The sequence below is a fragment of the Pantoea sp. Ep11b genome (assembly GCF_040783975.1).
In the GTDB taxonomy this organism is placed as follows: domain Bacteria; phylum Pseudomonadota; class Gammaproteobacteria; order Enterobacterales; family Enterobacteriaceae; genus Pantoea.
The window spans coordinates 3,629,954-3,648,468 of record NZ_CP160631.1 but is presented as its reverse complement, the minus strand read 5'-3'; the positions used below and the strand labels follow the sequence as shown (position 1 = coordinate 3,648,468).

The 18,515-nt window shown below is 58.5% G+C and carries 20 protein-coding genes; 7 read left to right on the top strand and 13 right to left on the bottom strand.

The window, feature by feature from the left end:
• Positions 1-134 precede the first annotated feature (134 nt).
• The gene (locus tag AB1748_RS17115) at positions 135-2,288 is read left to right on the top strand and encodes an ornithine decarboxylase (RefSeq protein WP_111140738.1); all 2,154 of its coding nucleotides are present in this window, start codon (positions 135-137) and stop codon (positions 2,286-2,288) included.
• A gap of 790 nt (positions 2,289-3,078) precedes the next feature.
• On the opposite strand, the gene mltC is transcribed toward AB1748_RS17115, so the two are convergent.
• The 3 genes from mltC to mutY are packed head-to-tail and all read right to left on the bottom strand — an operon-like array spanning position 3,079 to position 5,570.
• On the bottom strand, positions 3,079-4,158 hold the full coding sequence (gene mltC / locus AB1748_RS17110; RefSeq protein WP_111140737.1) for a membrane-bound lytic murein transglycosylase MltC: 1,080 nt from the start codon (positions 4,156-4,158) through the stop codon (positions 3,079-3,081).
• A 54-nt stretch (positions 4,159-4,212) separates the two neighbouring features.
• Positions 4,213-4,485: an oxidative damage protection protein gene (locus tag AB1748_RS17105; protein ID WP_009087157.1), complete on the bottom strand. Its 273-nt coding sequence runs from the start codon at positions 4,483-4,485 to the stop codon at positions 4,213-4,215.
• On the bottom strand, positions 4,485-5,570 hold the full coding sequence (gene mutY / locus AB1748_RS17100) for an A/G-specific adenine glycosylase (RefSeq protein WP_111140736.1): 1,086 nt from the start codon (positions 5,568-5,570) through the stop codon (positions 4,485-4,487). Before mutY ends, AB1748_RS17105 begins: the two co-directional genes overlap by 1 nt.
• 154 nt (positions 5,571-5,724) lie before the next feature.
• Here mutY and trmB point away from each other — a divergent pair, with 154 nt between their 5' ends.
• The 3 genes from trmB (at position 5,725) to AB1748_RS17085 (ending at position 7,591) form a co-directional block, all read left to right on the top strand.
• Positions 5,725-6,444, top strand: a complete 720-nt coding sequence (gene trmB / locus AB1748_RS17095; RefSeq protein WP_367395819.1) for a tRNA (guanosine(46)-N7)-methyltransferase TrmB — start codon at positions 5,725-5,727, stop codon at positions 6,442-6,444.
• On the top strand, positions 6,444-6,770 hold the full coding sequence (locus tag AB1748_RS17090; protein ID WP_128086614.1) for a YggL family protein: 327 nt from the start codon (positions 6,444-6,446) through the stop codon (positions 6,768-6,770). Before trmB ends, AB1748_RS17090 begins: the two co-directional genes overlap by 1 nt.
• A gap of 104 nt (positions 6,771-6,874) precedes the next feature.
• The gene (locus AB1748_RS17085; protein ID WP_367395818.1) at positions 6,875-7,591 is read left to right on the top strand and encodes a DUF2884 domain-containing protein; all 717 of its coding nucleotides are present in this window, start codon (positions 6,875-6,877) and stop codon (positions 7,589-7,591) included.
• Positions 7,592-7,627: 36 nt separating this feature from the next.
• Here AB1748_RS17085 and hemW read toward each other — a convergent pair whose 3' ends face one another.
• The 4 genes from hemW to AB1748_RS17065 are packed head-to-tail and all read right to left on the bottom strand — an operon-like array spanning position 7,628 to position 10,649.
• Entirely contained in the window at positions 7,628-8,767 is a 1,140-nt protein-coding gene (hemW, locus tag AB1748_RS17080) for a radical SAM family heme chaperone HemW (RefSeq protein WP_367395817.1), read from the bottom strand.
• Positions 8,760-9,353, bottom strand: a complete 594-nt coding sequence (locus AB1748_RS17075) for an XTP/dITP diphosphatase (RefSeq protein ID WP_111140731.1) — start codon at positions 9,351-9,353, stop codon at positions 8,760-8,762. Before AB1748_RS17075 ends, hemW begins: the two co-directional genes overlap by 8 nt.
• A 21-nt stretch (positions 9,354-9,374) precedes the next feature.
• Entirely contained in the window at positions 9,375-9,929 is a 555-nt protein-coding gene (locus AB1748_RS17070; RefSeq protein WP_111140730.1) for a YggT family protein, read from the bottom strand.
• 12 nt (positions 9,930-9,941) lie between these two features.
• The gene (locus tag AB1748_RS17065; protein WP_293774579.1) at positions 9,942-10,649 is read right to left on the bottom strand and encodes a YggS family pyridoxal phosphate-dependent enzyme; all 708 of its coding nucleotides are present in this window, start codon (positions 10,647-10,649) and stop codon (positions 9,942-9,944) included.
• A gap of 14 nt (positions 10,650-10,663) precedes the next feature.
• On the opposite strand from AB1748_RS17065, the gene AB1748_RS17060 reads away from it, so the two are divergent.
• Positions 10,664-11,656 carry a type IV pilus twitching motility protein PilT gene (locus AB1748_RS17060; protein ID WP_367395816.1) on the top strand — a complete coding sequence of 331 codons (993 nt, stop codon included), beginning with the start codon at positions 10,664-10,666 and terminating at the stop codon, positions 11,654-11,656.
• A 6-nt stretch (positions 11,657-11,662) separates the two neighbouring features.
• Here the strand turns inward: AB1748_RS17060 and ruvX are convergent, their stop codons facing one another.
• From ruvX to AB1748_RS17030, 6 genes are all read right to left on the bottom strand, one after another.
• Positions 11,663-12,082, bottom strand: coding sequence for a Holliday junction resolvase RuvX (gene ruvX / locus AB1748_RS17055; protein ID WP_111142280.1), 420 nt, complete (start codon positions 12,080-12,082; stop codon positions 11,663-11,665).
• Positions 12,082-12,645 (bottom strand): YqgE/AlgH family protein, encoded by a 564-nt coding sequence (locus AB1748_RS17050; protein WP_111142281.1) that lies wholly within the window; start codon positions 12,643-12,645, stop codon positions 12,082-12,084. Before AB1748_RS17050 ends, ruvX begins: the two co-directional genes overlap by 1 nt.
• Before the next feature lie 86 nt (positions 12,646-12,731).
• On the bottom strand, positions 12,732-13,676 hold the full coding sequence (gene gshB / locus AB1748_RS17045) for a glutathione synthase (RefSeq protein ID WP_293774585.1): 945 nt from the start codon (positions 13,674-13,676) through the stop codon (positions 12,732-12,734).
• 106 nt (positions 13,677-13,782) lie between these two features.
• A complete protein-coding gene (rsmE, locus tag AB1748_RS17040; protein ID WP_367395815.1) occupies positions 13,783-14,514 on the bottom strand; it encodes a 16S rRNA (uracil(1498)-N(3))-methyltransferase in 732 nt (243 codons plus the stop codon).
• A 71-nt stretch (positions 14,515-14,585) separates the two neighbouring features.
• Positions 14,586-15,290, bottom strand: a complete 705-nt coding sequence (gene endA / locus AB1748_RS17035; RefSeq protein WP_111140655.1) for a deoxyribonuclease I — start codon at positions 15,288-15,290, stop codon at positions 14,586-14,588.
• A gap of 76 nt (positions 15,291-15,366) precedes the next feature.
• Positions 15,367-15,879, bottom strand: coding sequence for a SprT family zinc-dependent metalloprotease (locus tag AB1748_RS17030; protein ID WP_111140654.1), 513 nt, complete (start codon positions 15,877-15,879; stop codon positions 15,367-15,369).
• A 211-nt stretch (positions 15,880-16,090) separates the two neighbouring features.
• On the opposite strand from AB1748_RS17030, the gene AB1748_RS17025 reads away from it, so the two are divergent.
• Both AB1748_RS17025 and AB1748_RS17020 read left to right on the top strand, forming a co-directional pair.
• Entirely contained in the window at positions 16,091-17,236 is a 1,146-nt protein-coding gene (locus tag AB1748_RS17025; protein WP_367395814.1) for a glycosyltransferase, read from the top strand.
• Positions 17,226-18,497 carry an O-antigen ligase family protein gene (locus AB1748_RS17020; protein ID WP_367395813.1) on the top strand — a complete coding sequence of 424 codons (1,272 nt, stop codon included), beginning with the start codon at positions 17,226-17,228 and terminating at the stop codon, positions 18,495-18,497. Before AB1748_RS17025 ends, AB1748_RS17020 begins: the two co-directional genes overlap by 11 nt.
• Positions 18,498-18,515 lie beyond the last annotated feature (18 nt).

Sequence of the window (18,515 nt, the reverse complement as noted above, 5' to 3'; positions counted from 1 at the left end):
GGTGAGTCCGTCAGGCGGTGGCGGTGAAGCACCCTTCACCCGCTGCGTAATGCCTGCCGAACGTTCATTATTCGCCGGGGCACCGTCCCCATAATTGTGCCGCAGGCACTTCTCCCTGACGTTGGGGATTCGCTATGACTCCACTGAAAATTGCTGCCAGCGCCGCCGTTGCGCCCAGCCTGACCCTGAACACCGCGCGTGATGTAGTGACGCTGGATAACACCGACTTTACCGATGTGGCGGCGGTTGTCGTCTCGCTGGCGGATACCCGCAGCGGGGTACTGGCCCTGCTGCGCCACACCGGCTTCAATCTGCCGGTCTTTGTCGCGAACGCCTTTGAAGAGGAGGTGATGCACCTGCCCGGCGTCAGCGGTGAGCTGAATGGCGAGCCGGAGGCGTGGCAGGCGCTGGAGGCGGCTGCGCAGGCGTATGAAGCGGCGCTGCTGCCGCCGTTCTTTGAGACGCTGAGCCGCTATGTCGATATGCAGAACAGCACCTTTGCCTGTCCCGGTCATCAGGGCGGTGCGTTCTTTAAAAAGCATCCGGCAGGCAAACAGTTCTTCGACTTTTATGGCGAGAACGTTTTCCGTTCGGACATGTGCAATGCCGACGTCAAGCTGGGCGACCTGCTGATCCATGAAGGCTCCGCCAAAGATGCGCAGAAGTATGCTGCGAAGGTGTTTAACGCCGACAAAACCTACTTTGTGCTGAACGGCACCTCCAGCGCCAATAAGGTTGTTACCAATGCGCTGCTGACCCGTGGCGATCTGGTGCTGTTCGACCGCAACAACCACAAGTCGAACCATCATGGTGCGCTGATTCAGGCGGGCGCGACGCCGGTTTATCTGGAAGCGGCGCGTAATCCCTTTGGCTTTATTGGCGGCATTGATGCGCACTGCTTTGATGACGCTTATCTGCGCAGGCAGATTGCGGCGGTAGCGCCCGAGCGTGCCGGAGAAGAGAGGCCGTTCCGTCTGGCGATTATTCAGCTGGGCACCTATGACGGCACGGTTTACAACGCGCGTCAGGTGGTGGACCGCATCGGCCACCTGTGCGACTACATCCTGTTCGACTCCGCGTGGCTCGGCTATGAGCAGTTCATTCCGCTGATGGAGGGCTGTTCACCGCTGACGCTGGAGCTGAATGAGAACGATCCCGGCATCTTTGTGACGCAGTCCGTGCACAAGCAGCTGGCCGGTTTTTCGCAGACGTCGCAGATTCATAAAAAGGATAATCACATCCGTGGCCAGCGGCGCTTCTGCCCGCATAAGCGCCTGAATAACGCATTTATGCTGCACGCATCCACCAGCCCGTTTTACCCGCTGTTTGCCGCGCTGGATATCAACGCCAGAATGCATCAGGGCGAAGCGGGGCGTCGGATGTGGGATGAGTGCGTCAGGCTGGGGATTGATGCGCGCAAAGCGATCCTGGAACGTTGCGAAATGATCCTGCCGTTTGTGCCGGAGAAAGTAGCGGGACAGCGCTGGCAGGATGCCCCGACGGAGACGATCGCCCGCGATCTGCGTTACTTCAGCTTTGAACCGCAGGAGAAGTGGCACGGATTTGCCGGATATGCGCGCGATCAGTATCGGGTCGATCCCTGTAAGCTGCTGCTGACCACGCCGGGCATCGACGCGGCCAGCGGTGAGTATAGTGAGTTTGGTATACCGGCGACGATCCTGGCGAACTACCTGCGTGAGAACGGCATCGTGCCGGAGAAGTGCGATCTCAATTCAATCCTGTTCCTGCTGACGCCCGCAGAGAGTCCGGAGAAGATGGCCAATCTGGTGGCGATGCTGGCGCAGTTTGAGCAGCACGTTAAAGAGGATGCGCCGCTGGCCGAAGTGCTGCCGACCCTCTACCGCAAAAATGCCGGACGCTATGCGGGTTACACCCTGCGGCGTCTCTGTCAGGAGATGCACGATCTCTACGTCAGCCACAATGTGAAGGATCTGCAGCGCCTGATGTTCCGCGCCGCAGAGTTCCCGGCGGTCAGGGTGAATCCACAGGATGCGCATCAGGCCTATATTCGCGGCGAGGTGGAGCTGGTGCCGATAGCCGAGGCAGAAGGGCGAATCGCGGCGGAAGGGGCGCTGCCTTATCCGCCGGGCGTGCTCTGCGTGGTGCCGGGAGAGATCTGGGGCGGCGCGGTGCAGCGCTATTTCCTGGCGCTGGAAGAGGGGCTGAATCTGTTGCCTGGCTTCTCGCCGGAGCTGCAGGGTGTTTACACCGAAGAGGATGAGCAGGGACGAAAATATCTGGTGGCGAATATGATGGTGGCGGGCTGATTTAAGCCGGGGCAGCGGCCCGCCGGGTGAAGGGGAGTTCGCTGCGCGAACGGGGCAATGGTTTTGCCGGGCAGCGGATTTACGCTGAGCGGGTTTCGCCCGCCAGGCGAGAAGGAGTTTCAGTTCACCCGTGCGGGCGGACGCGTCAAGGGGCGGACGCCCGCCCCTTAACAATCCCGGCGTCCGGCTGCCTTCGCGCCCCGCTTCGTGCGGTACCCTCGTCACGCCCTGCGGCCTGCGGACCGTCCGGACGCGCCATCCCTGGCGCGTGCCGTCCTTTCGCCGACGTCCTGTCGGCTCATCCTGGCCTCCGGTTGTTCCCCGGCGCTGCGGACGCCTCTGTCAGACTGTCGTCTGCGAATTCTTTTTGTTTATTACGATGCAGCGTTGTCTGCTGGCCTGGAAGCCAGAGCCAGAGCCAGAGCTGATCCTCTGAACCTGAAGCGATAAAGTACCCAACACAGAAAGAAGAAGTTACAGCGGGGAGGGAGGCCGTCAGAGCCGCTGAGCGGATGAGGGATTTCAGGACGAGCGACAGGGATGTCGCGAAGAGGCGGGCTCACGCCAGGGATGGCGCGTCCCGCCGGTCCGTGAGAAACCCGGAAGAATCGAAGCGGCGGTGATGCAGGCCGGAGCCCGGGGTCAGGGGGGCGCGGCGACTGGCGCCCCCTTGTCGGTCGCCTGCTGAAGCGGGCCTGAAACTGCCCCAGCCACCAGGCGAACGAAACCCGCACAGGGTAAAACGACTGCCAGGCGAAGCCCAGCCTGTTTGCGCAGCAAACACCCCCAGTCAGAACCCTCTGTAACTCTTCTGCGCAGTATTCACCTTATAAAGATAACGGCGCGACTCCGCCGACGGATGCTGACTGGTCAGGGTCTGATAAACCTTACCCGGTGACATATTGTTTATCATCGCAAACGCCCGATCTTTATCGCTTGAGAAGACGCGCAGCACGCTGCCAGCCCCGCCGTTATAAGCCGTGATCACTGCATAGCGGCGTGACAGGGGGTCCTGAATGCCGCCCAGATAGTTGCGCTGCAACAGCGCCAGATAGGCCGTACCGGCGTCGATATTATTCTCCGGATCCAGCAGATAGCTGCGGCTCGGCTTGCCCCATTTGCCCTTCATACGGAACACATCCACACCGGCGGTATGCTGCACGACCTGCATCAGGCCCAGCGCATCTGAGTGACTGACCGCATAGGGGTTAAAGCTCGACTCGGTCTGCATAATCGCCAGGATCAGCGACGCATCGACACCATACTCTTCGGCGGCTTTACGCACCATCGGCAGATATTTGTGCGCACGCTTGTCGAGGTGGTTCGGCACCATCGGAATCGAAATAGAGTAAATCACATGCAGACCGGACGTGCGGCGCATCAGTTTGTGCTGGATCAGATAGTCCGCAAAGGCTTCAGCGCGGCCCTGCCAGCGAATCGGCTGACCGGTGTTGTCCAGTACCTGACCATAGAGCAGCGGCTCTTTACTGATCTCGATGTCGTTGGCATCGGAGTAGAGATCGACATTGCCCGGATCTTCGCCAATCAACAGGGTGGTTACGATCGCCTGGCGCAGGCTGGCCATAGGATCGGTGCCTGAGATCGTTTCGATCGTCAGCTTACCGCTCTCAAAGTTGATGTGGCTGCGGGTGTAATAGTTGTCGCTGTATTTGACGTAATCTTTTGGTCCGGCAATCAGGACCTCATTGATACCCCAGATATTCTCAATATTGTGAGCAAACTGCCCCATCAGAATATCAAAGCCATTGGTATCTTTTACCCACTCTTCGTGAGACTGCTGATGCTTCGACCCGGAACAGGAGACCAAAAGTGGAGCTATCACCAATAAGGCGATTAATTTTTTATTCATTGGGAGTGCAAGCCTGACCTGGATAACCGGCCTCACTGAAGAGGCCCGGAATGTTTACGCTTCTGGCGGAGTATAGCCTTCGATATGAACGTCCTTGCCTTCGAACAGGAAATTAACCATCTCCTTCTCCAGCACTTTACGATCCTCAGGATTCATCATGTTGAGCTTCTTTTCGTTGATCAACATGGTCTGTTTGGCCATCCACTTCTGCCAGGCTTCTTTGGAAATCTCATTATAAATACGCTTACCCAGATCGCCCGGGTAGAGCTGAAAATCCTGTCCTTCCGCGTCGCGCTGTAAAAAGGTACAAAAAATCGTGCGGCTCATTACTCTTCCTCATTAATCTCACAACTGTTCAAAGCCAGTTGTCGGGGATGGCGCAGCTCGTGCAAAAGTCGCTCAACGGGTGCGGCTAATCCCACAGATGGTGGCAGCGCTAAGTTATACCAGAGACCGCCTGCTTCATCCATCGCCGCCCCGGCAGAAGGCCATGCCAGCCACATCGGAACAATATCCAGATGGAAATGGCTGAAGGTGTGACGGAAAGCGGTCATCTGCTGCGGTTTCGCATGGATGCCCCGCGCCGCCAGCCAGTCGGTCATGGCCGCTTCGGTGGTGAACTGCGGGAAGCAGAACAGACCGCCCCACAACCCCACCGGCGGACGCTGCTCCAGCCAGACCTCATCGCCATTCTGCATCATCAGGAACCAGCCACTGCGCTCCGGCAGCACCTGCTTCGGCTTCCTGCCGGGATAGCTCGCCCAGCTGCTGCTGGCGTAGGCCTCACAGCCGCTGTTCAGCGGGCAGATCTCGCACTTCGGCTTCGAGCGGGTACAGACGATCGCCCCCAGATCCATCATCGCCTGATTGAACTGGCTGACGCCTCTGGCGGGCGTGACCTCTTCGCTGATCTGCCAGAGCCGCTTCTCCACCTCTTTTTTACCCGGCCAGCCGCTGACGGCGTAGCAGCGCGCCAGTACGCGCTTAACGTTGCCATCCAGAATCGGAAAATGCTGACCCAGGGAGAGCGACAGGATCGCGCCTGCCGTCGAGCGGCCAACGCCGGGCAGGGCGGAGACATCCTCAAAGTTCTGCGGAAACTCGCCGTGATGAACTTCGACCACCTGCTTTGCGGCTTTATGCAGATTACGCGCACGGGCGTAGTAGCCGAGGCCGGTCCAGAGATGCAGCACTTCGTCCAGCGGTGCCGCAGCCAGATCGGTGACCGTGGGGAAACGCGCCATAAAGCGTTCAAAATAGGGGATAACCGTGGCAACCTGGGTCTGCTGGAGCATTACTTCGGAGAGCCACACCTTGTAAGGTGTCTTCTCCAGCTGCCACGGCAGGGTTTTGCGACCGAAGCGCTGATACCAGTCCAGCACCTGTTGCGCGAACTGCGGCGCTTGCATCATAAGAAGGAAATTTTCCGTGTTTACTCTACACTCAGGCAGGAATTCCAGCACATGCGCACCTGGGTGTAAACCGGAAGATTGCAAAGGCTTGCTTCTGCTTATGAACTTTGCATAATGCCCGTTTCCCGGAACAGGCTAACCAGCAGGCTTTTACATGATTAATGACGTCATCACCCCAGAATTTGATGAGAACGGGCGGCCATTGCGCCGGATCCGCAGCTTTGTGCGCCGCCAGGGTCGCTTAACAAAAGGCCAGCAGCAGGCGCTGGATACCCTGTGGCCGGTTATGGGCGTGGAATACCAGCCGGAACCTGTCGATCTGACCGAGCTGTTTGGCCGTGATGCCCCGGTGACGCTGGAGATCGGCTTTGGCATGGGCGCTTCGCTGGTGACGATGGCGCAGAACACGCCGCACCAGAACTTCCTGGGAATTGAAGTGCATGCGCCGGGCGTCGGTGCCTGCCTGGCCTCTGCGAAAGAGGCCGGTGTGCAGAACCTGCGGGTGATGTGTCATGACGCGGTGGAAGTGCTGGAGAAGATGATTCCGGATAACTCGCTGCGCATGGTTCAGCTCTTCTTCCCCGATCCCTGGCATAAAGCGCGTCACAACAAACGCCGTATCGTTCAGGTGCCTTTCGCCGAGCTGGTGATGCGCAAGCTGAAACCGGGTGGCGTATTCCACATGGCGACCGACTGGGAAGCCTACGCCGAACATATGCTGGAAGTGATGAACAGCATCGACGGCTATCGCAATCAGTCAGAACAACAGAATTACGTGCCGCGTCCTGAAACGCGTCCACTGACCAAGTTTGAGCAGCGCGGGCAGCGTTTAGGCCACGGCGTATGGGATTTAATGTTTGAGAGGGTGAAATAATGGCCACACAACGCAGCCGCCGTTTACGTAAAAAACTGCACATCGACGAGTTTCAGGAGCTGGGTTTCTCCGTTGCCTGGCGCTTCCCGGAAGGCACCAGCGAAAGCGAAATCGATGAGACGCTGAACCAGTTCATCAATGAAGCGATCGATCCTAACGGTCTGGCCTTCGATGGCAGCGGCTATCTGGTGTGGGAAGGTCTGGTCTGCCTGCAGAAAACCGGCAAATGCACCGAAGAACATCGTGCGCTGGTGCGCAAATGGCTGGAAGATCGCAAGCTGCAGGATGTGCAGATGACGGAACTCTTTGACGTCTGGTGGGACTAATAGCCACGCCCCCGATGCGTATCGCGGGCCAGGTTTTCAGTTACACAGCGTCGGGCTGAGTCCCGATCTCTGAACGGTTTCAGACCAGATGTTAGGGAGTGGATATGATGCGTAAAGCGCTTCTTGCTGTGCTGCTGGTGGCAGCGACCCAGGCGCAGGCCGCCTATGAATGCAGCGTTAAGCCGCAGGACGACGTGGTGATTAAGCCGCAGAGCGTGCAGGTGGTCGGGGCCAACGGCAACATGGAAATCTCGCCGCAGGGCGATGTGCAGTTCAACGGCAAGCGGGTCACGCTGGATGCGGCCGGCCGTCAGAAAGCGATCGACTACCAGAATGCGCTGCGCCGCGATCTGCCCTGGATTGACAGCGGGGCGACGTCACGTCTGGAGAAAGGGCGTGCGGCACTGGATCGGGTCATCGTCGAAAAGCTGGGAAGCGGCAGCAACGTCCGTAACCGTCTGACGACCCTGAACGGTCAGCTGAAACAGCAGATGAACCGCATCATTGAGCATCGCGAAGATGGCCTGACGTTCCACCATCAGGCGATCGACAAGGTGCGCGCCGAAGGCGAACGGCTGGTGCAGTCGACGCTGGGCGGCGTGATGCAGGACAGTCTGAATGAGATGGGCAGTCAGCAGGGCGGTGGCGGCAGCAACCCGCTGCAGGCGATTATGGGAAATCTGGGGGGGCTGCAGCAGTCGATTCAGGCTGAGTGGAGCAAACAGGAGCAGGATTTCCAGAACTTCGGTCACGAAGTCTGCAACCGCGTCATCTCCCTGGAAGACCAGCGTAAACAGCTCGCTGGCGCACTGAAAAACTAAGTCAACGCCTCAGCCTGCCGGGCTGAGGCGTCCTGCTTACTCTTCCGCTAAGAACAGCTCCAGCAGCGAATTCAGGAACAGTTTCCCTTTCTCCGTAATCTGCCACTGCGCCGGGGTTTCGATCACGTAACCGGCAGCGATGGCGGCATCCATCTGTGGACGGATCGCCTGTTCGGCTAAGCCGGTATAGCGGCTGAACGCGTCGCGCGGCGCGGCTTCCAGCAGGCGAAAACGGTTCATGAAATATTCAAACGGCTTGTCGCTGTCTGCTACCTCATACTGCTTTTCGCGGTAGTTGCCCTGCATAAAGCCACGCGGATGACGGGTTTTTACCGTGCGGACGATGCGGCCATCCGGCTGCGTCAGCTTGCCATGCGCACCACAGCCAATCCCCAGATAGTCGCCAAAGCGCCAGTAGTTGAGGTTGTGTTCACAGCGGTAGCCCGGCTTCGCATAGGCGGAGGTTTCATACTGCTGATAACCGGCCTCCCGCAGCAGCCGATCGCCCTGTTCGAAGATATCCCACAGCGCATCATCGTCCGGCAGCACCGGCGGACGCGAACCAAACAGCGTGTTGGGCTCGATGGTGAGCTGATACCAGGAGAGATGCGGCGGATTAAGCGCAATCGCCCGGCGTAAATCGTCGAGCGCCTCCTCCAGCGACTGATCGGGCAGACCATGCATCAGGTCGAGGTTAAAGCTGCGCAGCGACAGAGAAGCCGCCAGCTCAGCGGCGCGAACCGCCTCTTCCGGGCCATGAATACGGCCCAGACGCTGCAGTTTCTGCGGGCTGAAGCTCTGAACGCCAATCGAAATACGATTAATACCGGCGCGCTGATAGGCGCTGAAGCGGTCCGCTTCCACGGTGCCGGGGTTGGCTTCCATGGTCACTTCCGCATCCGGCGCCAGGTTCAGACGCGCCCGCACGCCATCCATCAGCATCTGCATCGCGCTGCTGCTCAGCAGGCTGGGTGTGCCGCCGCCAATAAAGATCGTGCGCACTTCACGGCCATGAATCAGCGGCAGGTCGATCTCCAGATCGCGCAGCAGGTGCTGCACGTATTCAACGTGCGGCACCTCATCTTTCAGCGCATGGGAGTTAAAATCACAGTAGGGACACTTCTGTACGCACCATGGAATGTGGATATAGAGACTCAGTGGCGGCAGATTAGGCATTACGCATCGCTTCCAGCAACAGCGTCAATGCTTTACCCCGGTGAGACACGGCACCTTTTTCCGCTTTGCTCAGCTCGGCAGCAGTTTTACCCAGCGCCGGAACAGCGAAAATCGGGTCGTAACCAAAGCCACCGTTGCCAGCGGCAGAGCGGGTGATCTCACCTGCCCAGCTGCCGTGGAACACCAGCGGCGTCGGATCTGCCGCATGGCGCAGATAGACCAGCACGCAGTGAAACTGCGCCTGACGCTGACCGTCCGGCACGTTTTCCAGCGCCTGCAGCAGCTTCTCCAGATTCTGCTGATCGCTGGCATTCTCGCCGGCATAGCGCGCCGAATAGATGCCAGGCGCGCCGCCCAGCGCATCTACGGCCAGGCCGGAATCATCGGCAATTGCCGGTAAGCCGGTGATCTGCGCCGCGTGACGCGCCTTGAGAATCGCATTCTCAATAAAGGTCAGGCCGGTCTCTTCCGCCGACTCAACCCCGAGGTCACTCTGTGCGACGATATCCAGACCAAAAGCGGAGAGTAACTCCGCCAGTTCACGTACCTTGCCGGGATTGCCGGTGGCGAGGACAACTTTTTGCATAACGGTTCCAGTTTGATTCATTTACAGCAGATACCAGAGACCCGGGAACAGGTCCATGCCGAGAAAGTTCAGGGCATACAGCACCAGGATGACGATCATCGCCGAGAAATCGATGCCGCCCATCGCAGGCAGAATGCGGCGAACAGGGGCCATCAGCGGCTCGGTTAACTGCACCAGCAGGTAATCAACGGGGCCACGGCCCTGACTGATCCAGCTCATCAGCGAGCGGACAATGATGACCCAGAAGACCAGATAACCGGCGGATTTCAGCAGCGACAGCAGACCGACCAGCAGATTGGTCGGATCGACCGAGAACACGCCGACCTGAATCAGCAGCAGAATCGGGTATTTCAGGGTGGTCAGCACAAAGGCCAGCAGCAGCGAGGCGGTATCGATTGGCCCCAGCGCCGGAATGATGCGGCGCAGCGGCTTCACAACCGGCTGCGTTACTTTCACGACAAACTGCGCCACGGGATTATAAAAATCGCAGCGCGACCACTGCATCCAGATGCGCAGCAGCAGCACCATCACGTAGAGATCGATTAGCGTTTTTACTAAAAACGTCAGTGTTAACATGAAGTTCCTCTGTTATTTTTGTGAGTTGTGCGCATAGTCTCGTGCGCCAAAAATGGCGGTGCCGATACGCACCATTGTACTGCCTGCGGCGATTGCCGCCTCCATGTCATCGCTCATTCCCAGCGAGAGCGTATCAACGCCTGGATAGTGCTGCTGCAACTGCCGGAAGGCCTCCGCCATCTGCTGGCATACCGCCAGCTGCTGTGCGTAATCACTCTCCGCGGCCGGAATCGCCATCAGCCCGCGCAGTCGCAGGTGTGGCAGGGCTGCGATCTGCTCTGCCAGCCCGGAAACGGCCTCCAGCATGATGCCAGATTTGCTGTTCTCGTCACTGATATTTACCTGAATTAACACATTCAGGGGAGGCAGCGTTGCAGGCCGCTGATCGTTGAGCCGCTGCGCGATGCGCTGACGGTCGATCGTATGACACCAGGCAAAGTTTTCCGCCACCAGACGACTTTTGTTGGACTGCAGCGGGCCAATGAAGTGCCACGCCAGCTCAGGATGTGCGGCCAGCGCCTGAACCTTTTCAACCCCCTCCTGAACGTAATTTTCGCCGAAGGCTATCTGGCCAGCGGCAAACGCCTCTTCGATCGCGCTCGCAGGTTTGGTTTTGCTGACTGCAAGCAGGGTAATTTCTTCTGGTGCGCGGCCGCAACGCGCGGCAGCGGCGGCGATTCTCTGCCGCACTTGCTGTAGGTTCTGCTGGATTGAGGTCATAGTCAGGAGAAATCATGGATCTGGATGAAATGGTGGCGCTTAGTGTAAAGCATAATGCCGCCGATCTGCACCTTTGCAGCGGACATTTGCCCTGCTGGCGGCGGCAGGGAAGGCTGGAGACGATGCCGCAGCAGCCCCGCATCACCACGGAGGGCATCGCGCAGTTTATGGCACAGTGGCTCAGTGACTCACAGCGCCAGCAGCTGGCGCAGGCGGGCCAGATCGATTTTGCCCTGAGTATGGCGGACGGCTCACGGCTGCGTGCAAATCTCTTCAGGCAGCGCGAGGGTCTGTCGCTGGCGCTGCGGATTATCGCCACGACATGCCCGACACTGGCAGAACTGCAACTGCCCGCCAGCGTACCCCCACTGCTGGCGCAGCAGGATGGGCTGATTCTGGTGACCGGTGCGACGGGCAGCGGCAAATCCACCACGCTGGCGGCGCTGGTGGATGCGCTGAACCGCCAGCCGGCGTGTCATATCATCACGCTGGAAGATCCGATTGAGTTTATCCATCAGAGCCGGCAGTCGCTGATTCAGCAGCGGGAGATCGGTCTGCACTGCGCGTCGTTCGCGCTGGGCATCAGGGCGGCACTGCGTGAAGACCCGGACGTTATCCTGCTGGGTGAGCTTCGCGACAGCGACACCATTCGTCAGGCGCTGACGGCGGCGGAAACCGGCCATCTGGTGCTGGCAACGCTGCATACCCGGGGGGCGGCGCAGGCGGTGGATCGGCTGGTGGATGTCTTTCCGGCGGAGGAGAAGCCGCTGGTGCGGAGCCAGCTGGCGGGCAGCCTGAAGGCGGTGATCGCGCAGCGTCTGGTGCCGTCAGCGGCGGGCGGGCGCATTGGACTGTTTGAGATACTGATCGCCACGCCCGGCATCACCAATCTGATCCGCGAGGGGAAGATGCACCAGATCCCCGCGCTGTTGCAGACCGGCGCGCAGGCCGGTATGCAGACGTTTGAGCAGAGCCGTCTGGCGCGGCAGGCCGCCGGTCTTATTTAGCGGGCATCAGTAATGGTTTTCGAACCAGTCCTGCAAAATGATGGCGGCAGACTGTGAATCGACCGACCCTTTGTTGAGCGCACGATAGCCGCCGCGCTCGAACAGCCCGGCCCGCGCTTCTACCGTGCTGAGGCGTTCATCCTGCAGCTCAACCCGTATGCCAAAGCGGCCATGCAGGCGATTGGCAAATTTACGGGCGCGGGCCGTCAGCGGCTGCTCGGTGCCATCCATATTCAGCGGCAGTCCCACTACCACGAAGTCGGGCTGCCACTCTTTCAGCAGTTTTTCGATCAGCAGCCAGTCGGGGGTGCCATCCTGCGCTTTCAGCGCCGCCAGCGGGCGGGCGCTGCCGGTGAGTTGCTGACCCACGGCGACACCAATACTTTTAGTGCCGAAATCGAAACCTAACAGAGTCTGCGTTGACATCAGGCGTGTCCGGCGTCGCTGGCCATATTGTGAATATCGACGCCAATACTGCGCGCCGCTTCGCGCCAGCGCTCTGACACCGGCGTCTGGAACAGGATGTTGCTGTTAGCGGGTGTGGTCAGCCAGGCGTTTTCCATCAACTCATTCTCCAGCTGATCTTTCTCCCAGGCACAGTAGCCCAGCGCCACCAGCACGTTAGCAGGCTGAGAAGGGGTGCCTATCGACTCCAGCACATCGCGGGACGTGGTGATGACCGTGTTATCGGAGACACGAATGCTGGAGGTAAATGTGCGTTGCGCTGAATGCAGAATAAAACCGCGATCTTCCGCCAGCGGACCGCCGGTAAAGACCGGTTTGTCCAGCCGGATCGCCGGGTCGCGATCCTCAGCGGAGATTTTCAGCTTTTTCAGAATGCCTTCAACCGTCAGGTTTTCCATGGGTTTATTGATGATCAGTCCCATTGCACCCTCTTCATTATGTTCGCAGAGATAGACTACGGAACGTTTGAAGAAAGGATCCTGCAATGAAGGCATGGCAATCAAAAAGTGATGTTGTAAATTCATTCTCACACGATGTACCAAAAAATAACCGGCACGCGACGGCCGCACCGGTATTGGGTTGATCACGGAGCTACGCCCCGGCGTCTTGCTCAGCCCAGGCGTTTCTCAATGGCATCCATCAACATGCCGGTGATGGAGATCGGGAACGCAGCCTCAATTTCACGTACGCAGGTCGGGCTGGTTACGTTAACTTCAGTTAGTTTATCACCGATGATGTCCAGACCGACAAAAATCAGCCCTTTTGCTTTCAGCGTCGGACCGACACGACGTGCAATCTCCCAGTCGCTTTCGCTGAGCGGGCGCGCTTCACCGCGTCCACCGGCCGCCAGGTTGCCCCGGGTCTCGCCGCCCTGCGGGATACGCGCCAGGCAGTAAGGCACCGGCTCGCCGTCCACGACCAGCACGCGTTTGTCACCCTCTTTGATCGCCGGAATGTAGTTCTGCGCCATGCAGAAGCGGCTGCCATGTTCGGTCAGGGTTTCGGTAATGACGCCAAAGTTCGGATCATCCTGCTTCACGCGGAAGATAGAGGCGCCGCCCATGCCATCCAGCGGCTTCATGATGATGTCACCATGCTCCTGCCAGAAGTCGCGCAGCTGCGCCTTGCTGCGGGTGACCAGCGTATCTGGCGTGAATTCGGCAAACCAGGCGGTGTAAAGCTTTTCGTTGCAGTCACGCAGGCTCTGCGGTTTGTTGACGATCAGCGTACCCAGCTCTTCTGCGCGCTCCAGAATATAAGTCGCATAGATAAACTCGGTGTCGAAAGGGGGATCTTTACGCATCAGCACTACGTTCAGATCGGCCAGCGGGATCACCTGCTCACTGCCAAACTGATACCAGTTGTCAGGGTTCTGCTCGACGCTCAGCAGGCGGGTACGGGCAGAGGCCACGCCACCGCGCAGGGAGAGATCCTGCATCTCCATGTAGTGAATTTCGTAACCACGGCGCTGTGCTTCCAGCAGCATGGCGAAGCTGGTGTCTTTTTTAATATTGATGGACGAAATCGGGTCCATCACGATGCCAAGTTTAATCATTATTATCTCCTCGGTGAGGCGGCGTCTGCCGCCTCGTCTGGTTCGGTCTGCAGTGGGCCGATGGGTCAGGACATTATGCCTGCGCTCTCACCGCTGAAAGTATCGCTTAACCCAGGTCGCCAAACCTCACCTGAAGTGCCGTAATAGCCGTCAGCGCGGTGGTTTCGGTTCGCAGTACCCGTGGGCCAAGCAGAATGTCAGTAAAACCGTGCTCTGCTGTCATCGCAATCTCATCCGCAGACAGCCCGCCTTCAGGGCCAATCAGCAGCCGCACCCGTCCGACAGGCTGCGGCAGCGTATTGATGCTGTGGCTGGCGCGGGGATGCAGGTTGAGCTTCAGACCGCTGTCCGCCTCCGCACACCAGGCCTCCAGCGTCATCGCGTCACGAATCAGCGGCACGCGATTGCGGCCACACTGCTCACAGGCGGCAATCGTAATTTTCTGCCACTGCTGGATCTTCTTTGCCAGACGCTCAGCATCAAGCTTTACGCCACAGCGCTCGGAAAACAAGGGTGTAATGACATTCACGCCCAGTTCGATCGATTTCTGGATAGTGAATTCCATTTTTTCACCGCGCGACATCACCTGACCTAAATGCAGGTGCAGGGGTGACTCGCGATCGTCCGGCTGGCTCTCTGTGACCGATACTTTTACACGCTTTTTATCAACATGCGTGATCTCTGCTGCAAAAGTCAGATTAGTGCCATCAAAGAGTTCCAGACGCTGACCGGCCGTCATCCGCAGCACCCGGCCGACATGATTGGATGCATCTTCATCCAGGGTAATTTCACTGCCGATGCTGAGGGGCTCGGGGTGATAGATGCGAGGTATGCGCATAAGTTTCCTGAAACCGGACGCCGCACGGCGGCGGCGTCATGGGGAAAAAAAGCTAGTGTAGGGCAGGGATTTTAGCGCTGGCAAGCCTGCTGCACATAAGGATTGTGATTGCCCTGGACTCTGGCGATGCGCTGGTCGCGTTCACACTCCCATTTTGTGACCGGATAGAGCTTATCCCAGGCCGTAAACAGCTGCGTCTGCTGGCGCGAAATACGCAGATGATACTGGTCACGCATGTAGAAGTAGGTGCGGGCAATCGCGCCGCGTGCCCGCGCAGGCGGCTCAGCCTGTTTGAGTTTAAAGTCGATCTTCATCTCGCACTGGCCATACTGCTTTTCGCTGCCGTTCCACTGACTGTAGGCGAAGTTGCCCCGGTCGCCGTTCACTTCACCCACCGCAGGCTGCAGGTTATGCAGGTCGGTTTCGATACGACGATAGTCGGGATCTTTGCTGCAGTTTTTACGGCCGCCCGCCTGCCAGCACTGGCGCTGATGACCAAACTCCCAGGCTGGCATCACATGTTCCCACTCAATACGCGCAGCGCGATTGGCGTTTTTACGCACCTGATAGCCGCAGCTGTTGAGATCGGGAACGCCTTTTTTCCCCTGCCAGGTAATTTTACAGCCACAGTAGAACGATCCAGGCGCATCGGCGTTGATCGCCGCGGCAAAGGTTTTGGCCTGCTGGAAATTATTCTGGTGATAGTTATTCAGATTGAGGGCGTCAGCGGCGGGCGCAAACAGCAGCGCCAGCGCCAGACTTATTATGCGAGACATATTCCGGATTTTTACTCGGTACGAAAAAGGGCGGCAGGTTAACAGAATGTGGAATAGGGCGGAATGGGGATTCTTCTCAGGTCGCGATAAACTCGCCCGCAATAAGCAGGCTGCCGCAGTGTACGCAGCGATATTCGCTCTCTTTGCGCAGCACGCGATTGTGGCGGCGCACGGTCAGCTGATGCTGCTGGCACTGACAGCGATACGCAAAGGTCTTGCTGCGCACGGAGGCGATCTCAAACTGATGGGTACGTCGTGCCGGCACGCCCAGCACCTGCTCCATCATCCATTTCCACTCTTTGCCGTGCGGGGCAACACGACCGAACTGCTTCCAGACCAGCAGATGCGCCAGCTCATGCGGCACCACTTCATCGATGAAGGCCTGCTGGTTTTCCAGCAGCAGCACCGGATTAAGGCGGATCTCCCAGGCGTTGAGCCAGGCGGTGCCCGCCGCCGTGCCGCGCTGCTGATAAAGCAGTTTTGGTTCGGGCCAGGCGGTCTCCAGTGTCTGATTGGCGCGTTCAAGCGACTGGCGCAGCGAGCGCATCACGGCCTGCTGCAGAGCGATGGGAAGTCGGGGCGTTTTCATGGCGCCCAGAATAGTCGCCGTCGCGTCGGAACTCAACGTTGTCCGCGAAAATCGGCGGCGCAGTAGCTATACTTTGCCGCCAGTTTCCCGCCAGATAATCTGTAATCGCGATCCTGCTTTGAGAGACCTGGCGACCGGCTGAAATTTCTGGATTAAATAGGGTTATGGCCTCTTATAGAATATCCTGTCGACAGGGTTCACTGCAGAGTGGATGGATAAGAAGCGGATGGCAGAGTGTACGGACAACGCAATGAAAAATAAGAACATCAGGAAACAGCGGATAGTGCTGGTGACCGATTTGATGGCTGGCCGCGGCGGCATGGAAAATGTGACCTGTCAGCTGATCACCGCTCTGAATGCCCAGGCCGGAACGGAAGCGGGGCTGTTCATTATCAACAGCGGCGAAGAGAGCCACTCCCGCGCCTGGACCGCCAACGCCGTTTTAGCCGAGAGCGTCTGCACGCTGCGGAATAAGAAGATAAAGAATCTGATTCATACGCTGAGAATGGCCGCCTTTTTCCGTCGCTATCGGCCCGACCATGTGCTGACCCTGAACACGATCCCCACGTTAATGGCCCGCCGGGCAATCGCGCTCTCCGGCCGTAAGATCGTCCTGTCGAGCTGGATGCATCTGCCCCCGCGGGATCGCTACCGTCCGCACTATCTGCGACGGGCCGATCACCATTTTGCGATCAGTCATCAGATTAAACAGCAGCTGGTGGAGCTGGGCGTACCGGCCGCCGCTGTCGACGTCATCCATAACCCTGTCAGGCGCAGCGACGTGGTGATTGGCAGGCCGCAGGCGCTGAAATTTCTCTACATCGGCCGTGTTCACTTCCAGCGCCAGAAACAGCTGAAAGATCTCTTTGATGCCCTGCATCAGCTCACCCTGCCCTGGACGCTGGAGATGGTGGGCGATGGTGAGGATCTGGCGCAGTGTCAGCACTACGCGGCGCAGCTCGGCCTCCAGGATCGCATCACCTGGCATGGCTGGCAGGAGGACGCCTGGGCGTATGTCAGCAGCCACATTAAACAGGTCTCCTGTCTGATCATGACCTCTAACTTTGAGGGCTTCCCGCTGATCCTGCTGGAGGCGATGTCGCGCGGTGTCTACTGCGTCTCATCCGACTGCGTCAGCGGGCCATCGGAGATTATTCAGAACGGTCTCAATGGTCAGCTCTACCCGACTAATGACAGCATGGCGCTGGCCGCGATTCTCAACGCCATGAACGACGATTTTCACTTCCCTGAGCATCAGGTTATTAAAGCGAGCATTGCCGGTTTTTATGAGGAGAATTATATGAAGCACCTGCTGAGTGTGTTTAACCGCCTGACTGAGGTTAAACATGACGATTAAAACCAGCCGCAACGGATTGACGTTGCTGGTGAATTTCTCCGTTATTGCGCTCTGCCTGGCGCTGTCGCTGAATATGTTTGTTACGGGCCTGCCACAAAAGATCTTCTATCTGGTTTCCTATCTCTCTGTCGCCTCCGTGCTCTATGGCGTGGTGCGCAGGCGGATGGACTTTAAAGAGAACCGCTTTTACCTGCTCCTGTTTGCGGTGCTGATCCTGTTCGCGCTGATTCGTCTGTGCTGGGCGATTCACGTTAAAGGCGTTGAAACTGCGCCCTCGACCGACGCCATCACCAATATCGGCAACTATCTTCTGGGGGCGAAGCGTCTGCTGCTGGGGGCCTTTGTCCTGCTCAGTCTGGCCATTTACGGGCAGCGGGTTTCGTTAACTACGCTGCGTATCGGCAGGCTGCTGATGCTGGCGGGGCTGCTGATCACGCTGGGCTTCGGGATTCATGAGCATCTCTATACGGAGAATGTCCGCATTAAGCTCACCACCGAAGCGGCCTCGATGTCCTCCTATATGATTCTGTTTATCTACTGCGCCTGGCTCTGGCTGAGCCGCTTTGAGACGCACGCGTACTGGAAGGTGGCCGATATCACGGCGCTGGCGGTGACTCTCGCGCTGCTCTATCTGTGCGGCACCCGCGTCACCCTGATTGCGCTGGTCGCCGTCGGGCTGCTGTTCCTGTTACAGACCTACAGGCTGGCGCTGTTCGCCAGCTGGCGGACGGGCTCGCTGCTGGTGGGGCTGCTGGCGGTGCTGGTGCTGATGACCGGTAATCGCTGGGTGGAAGGCGTTCAGGATATTGAGAACTACGGCTCGAACAGTTCGACCTCGCTGGGTGCACGCGTGGCGATCTGGGGTGGGGCGATGGACTTCATCGAACATCATGATGGCTTTGCGACGCCGGATGCGCGGACCACCGAGGCGCGGAAGTTCATCATGGCGCACTATCCTCTCAATATCGAAGGCTACACCAACGTCAAATACAACATGCACAACGAGTTTCTGGAGGTTACGACGCTGCAGGGCTGGCTGGGAACGCTGTCGCTGGCGTTACTCTATCTGACCGTGCTGGCGGGCTGGCTGAAGAGATGCCCTCTGCGCGGCGTGGCGCTGCCGATTGTGGGGCTGTTTATCTGCGGGCTGACCGACTCGGTGCTGCCCTATAATCAGACCGCCACCATTTTTATTATGGCGCTGGCGCTCTGCTGCCTGCCGCGCGCTTTACCGGCGGCGCGGATGACATCCTCATCCTGATGCGCTGAACCAATAAAA

Excerpts from the sequence above, each read along its gene's own strand:
- AB1748_RS17115 (WP_111140738.1), top strand. The coding sequence starts at position 135 with ATGACTCCACTGAAAATTGCTGCCAGCGCCGCCGTTGCGCCCAGCCTG.
- mltC (WP_111140737.1), bottom strand. The coding sequence starts at position 4,158 with ATGAATAAAAAATTAATCGCCTTATTGGTGATAGCTCCACTTTTGGTC.
- AB1748_RS17105 (WP_009087157.1), bottom strand. The coding sequence starts at position 4,485 with ATGAGCCGCACGATTTTTTGTACCTTTTTACAGCGCGACGCGGAAGGA.
- mutY (WP_111140736.1), bottom strand. The coding sequence starts at position 5,570 with ATGATGCAAGCGCCGCAGTTCGCGCAACAGGTGCTGGACTGGTATCAG.
- trmB (WP_367395819.1), top strand. The coding sequence starts at position 5,725 with ATGATTAATGACGTCATCACCCCAGAATTTGATGAGAACGGGCGGCCA.
- AB1748_RS17090 (WP_128086614.1), top strand. The coding sequence starts at position 6,444 with ATGGCCACACAACGCAGCCGCCGTTTACGTAAAAAACTGCACATCGAC.
- AB1748_RS17085 (WP_367395818.1), top strand. The coding sequence starts at position 6,875 with ATGATGCGTAAAGCGCTTCTTGCTGTGCTGCTGGTGGCAGCGACCCAG.
- hemW (WP_367395817.1), bottom strand. The coding sequence starts at position 8,767 with ATGCCTAATCTGCCGCCACTGAGTCTCTATATCCACATTCCATGGTGC.
- AB1748_RS17075 (WP_111140731.1), bottom strand. The coding sequence starts at position 9,353 with ATGCAAAAAGTTGTCCTCGCCACCGGCAATCCCGGCAAGGTACGTGAA.
- AB1748_RS17070 (WP_111140730.1), bottom strand. The coding sequence starts at position 9,929 with ATGTTAACACTGACGTTTTTAGTAAAAACGCTAATCGATCTCTACGTG.
- AB1748_RS17065 (WP_293774579.1), bottom strand. The coding sequence starts at position 10,649 with ATGACCTCAATCCAGCAGAACCTACAGCAAGTGCGGCAGAGAATCGCC.
- AB1748_RS17060 (WP_367395816.1), top strand. The coding sequence starts at position 10,664 with ATGGATCTGGATGAAATGGTGGCGCTTAGTGTAAAGCATAATGCCGCC.
- ruvX (WP_111142280.1), bottom strand. The coding sequence starts at position 12,082 with ATGTCAACGCAGACTCTGTTAGGTTTCGATTTCGGCACTAAAAGTATT.
- AB1748_RS17050 (WP_111142281.1), bottom strand. The coding sequence starts at position 12,645 with ATGAATTTACAACATCACTTTTTGATTGCCATGCCTTCATTGCAGGAT.
- gshB (WP_293774585.1), bottom strand. The coding sequence starts at position 13,676 with ATGATTAAACTTGGCATCGTGATGGACCCGATTTCGTCCATCAATATT.
- rsmE (WP_367395815.1), bottom strand. The coding sequence starts at position 14,514 with ATGCGCATACCTCGCATCTATCACCCCGAGCCCCTCAGCATCGGCAGT.
- endA (WP_111140655.1), bottom strand. The coding sequence starts at position 15,290 with ATGTCTCGCATAATAAGTCTGGCGCTGGCGCTGCTGTTTGCGCCCGCC.
- AB1748_RS17030 (WP_111140654.1), bottom strand. The coding sequence starts at position 15,879 with ATGAAAACGCCCCGACTTCCCATCGCTCTGCAGCAGGCCGTGATGCGC.
- AB1748_RS17025 (WP_367395814.1), top strand. The coding sequence starts at position 16,091 with ATGGATAAGAAGCGGATGGCAGAGTGTACGGACAACGCAATGAAAAAT.
- AB1748_RS17020 (WP_367395813.1), top strand. The coding sequence starts at position 17,226 with ATGACGATTAAAACCAGCCGCAACGGATTGACGTTGCTGGTGAATTTC.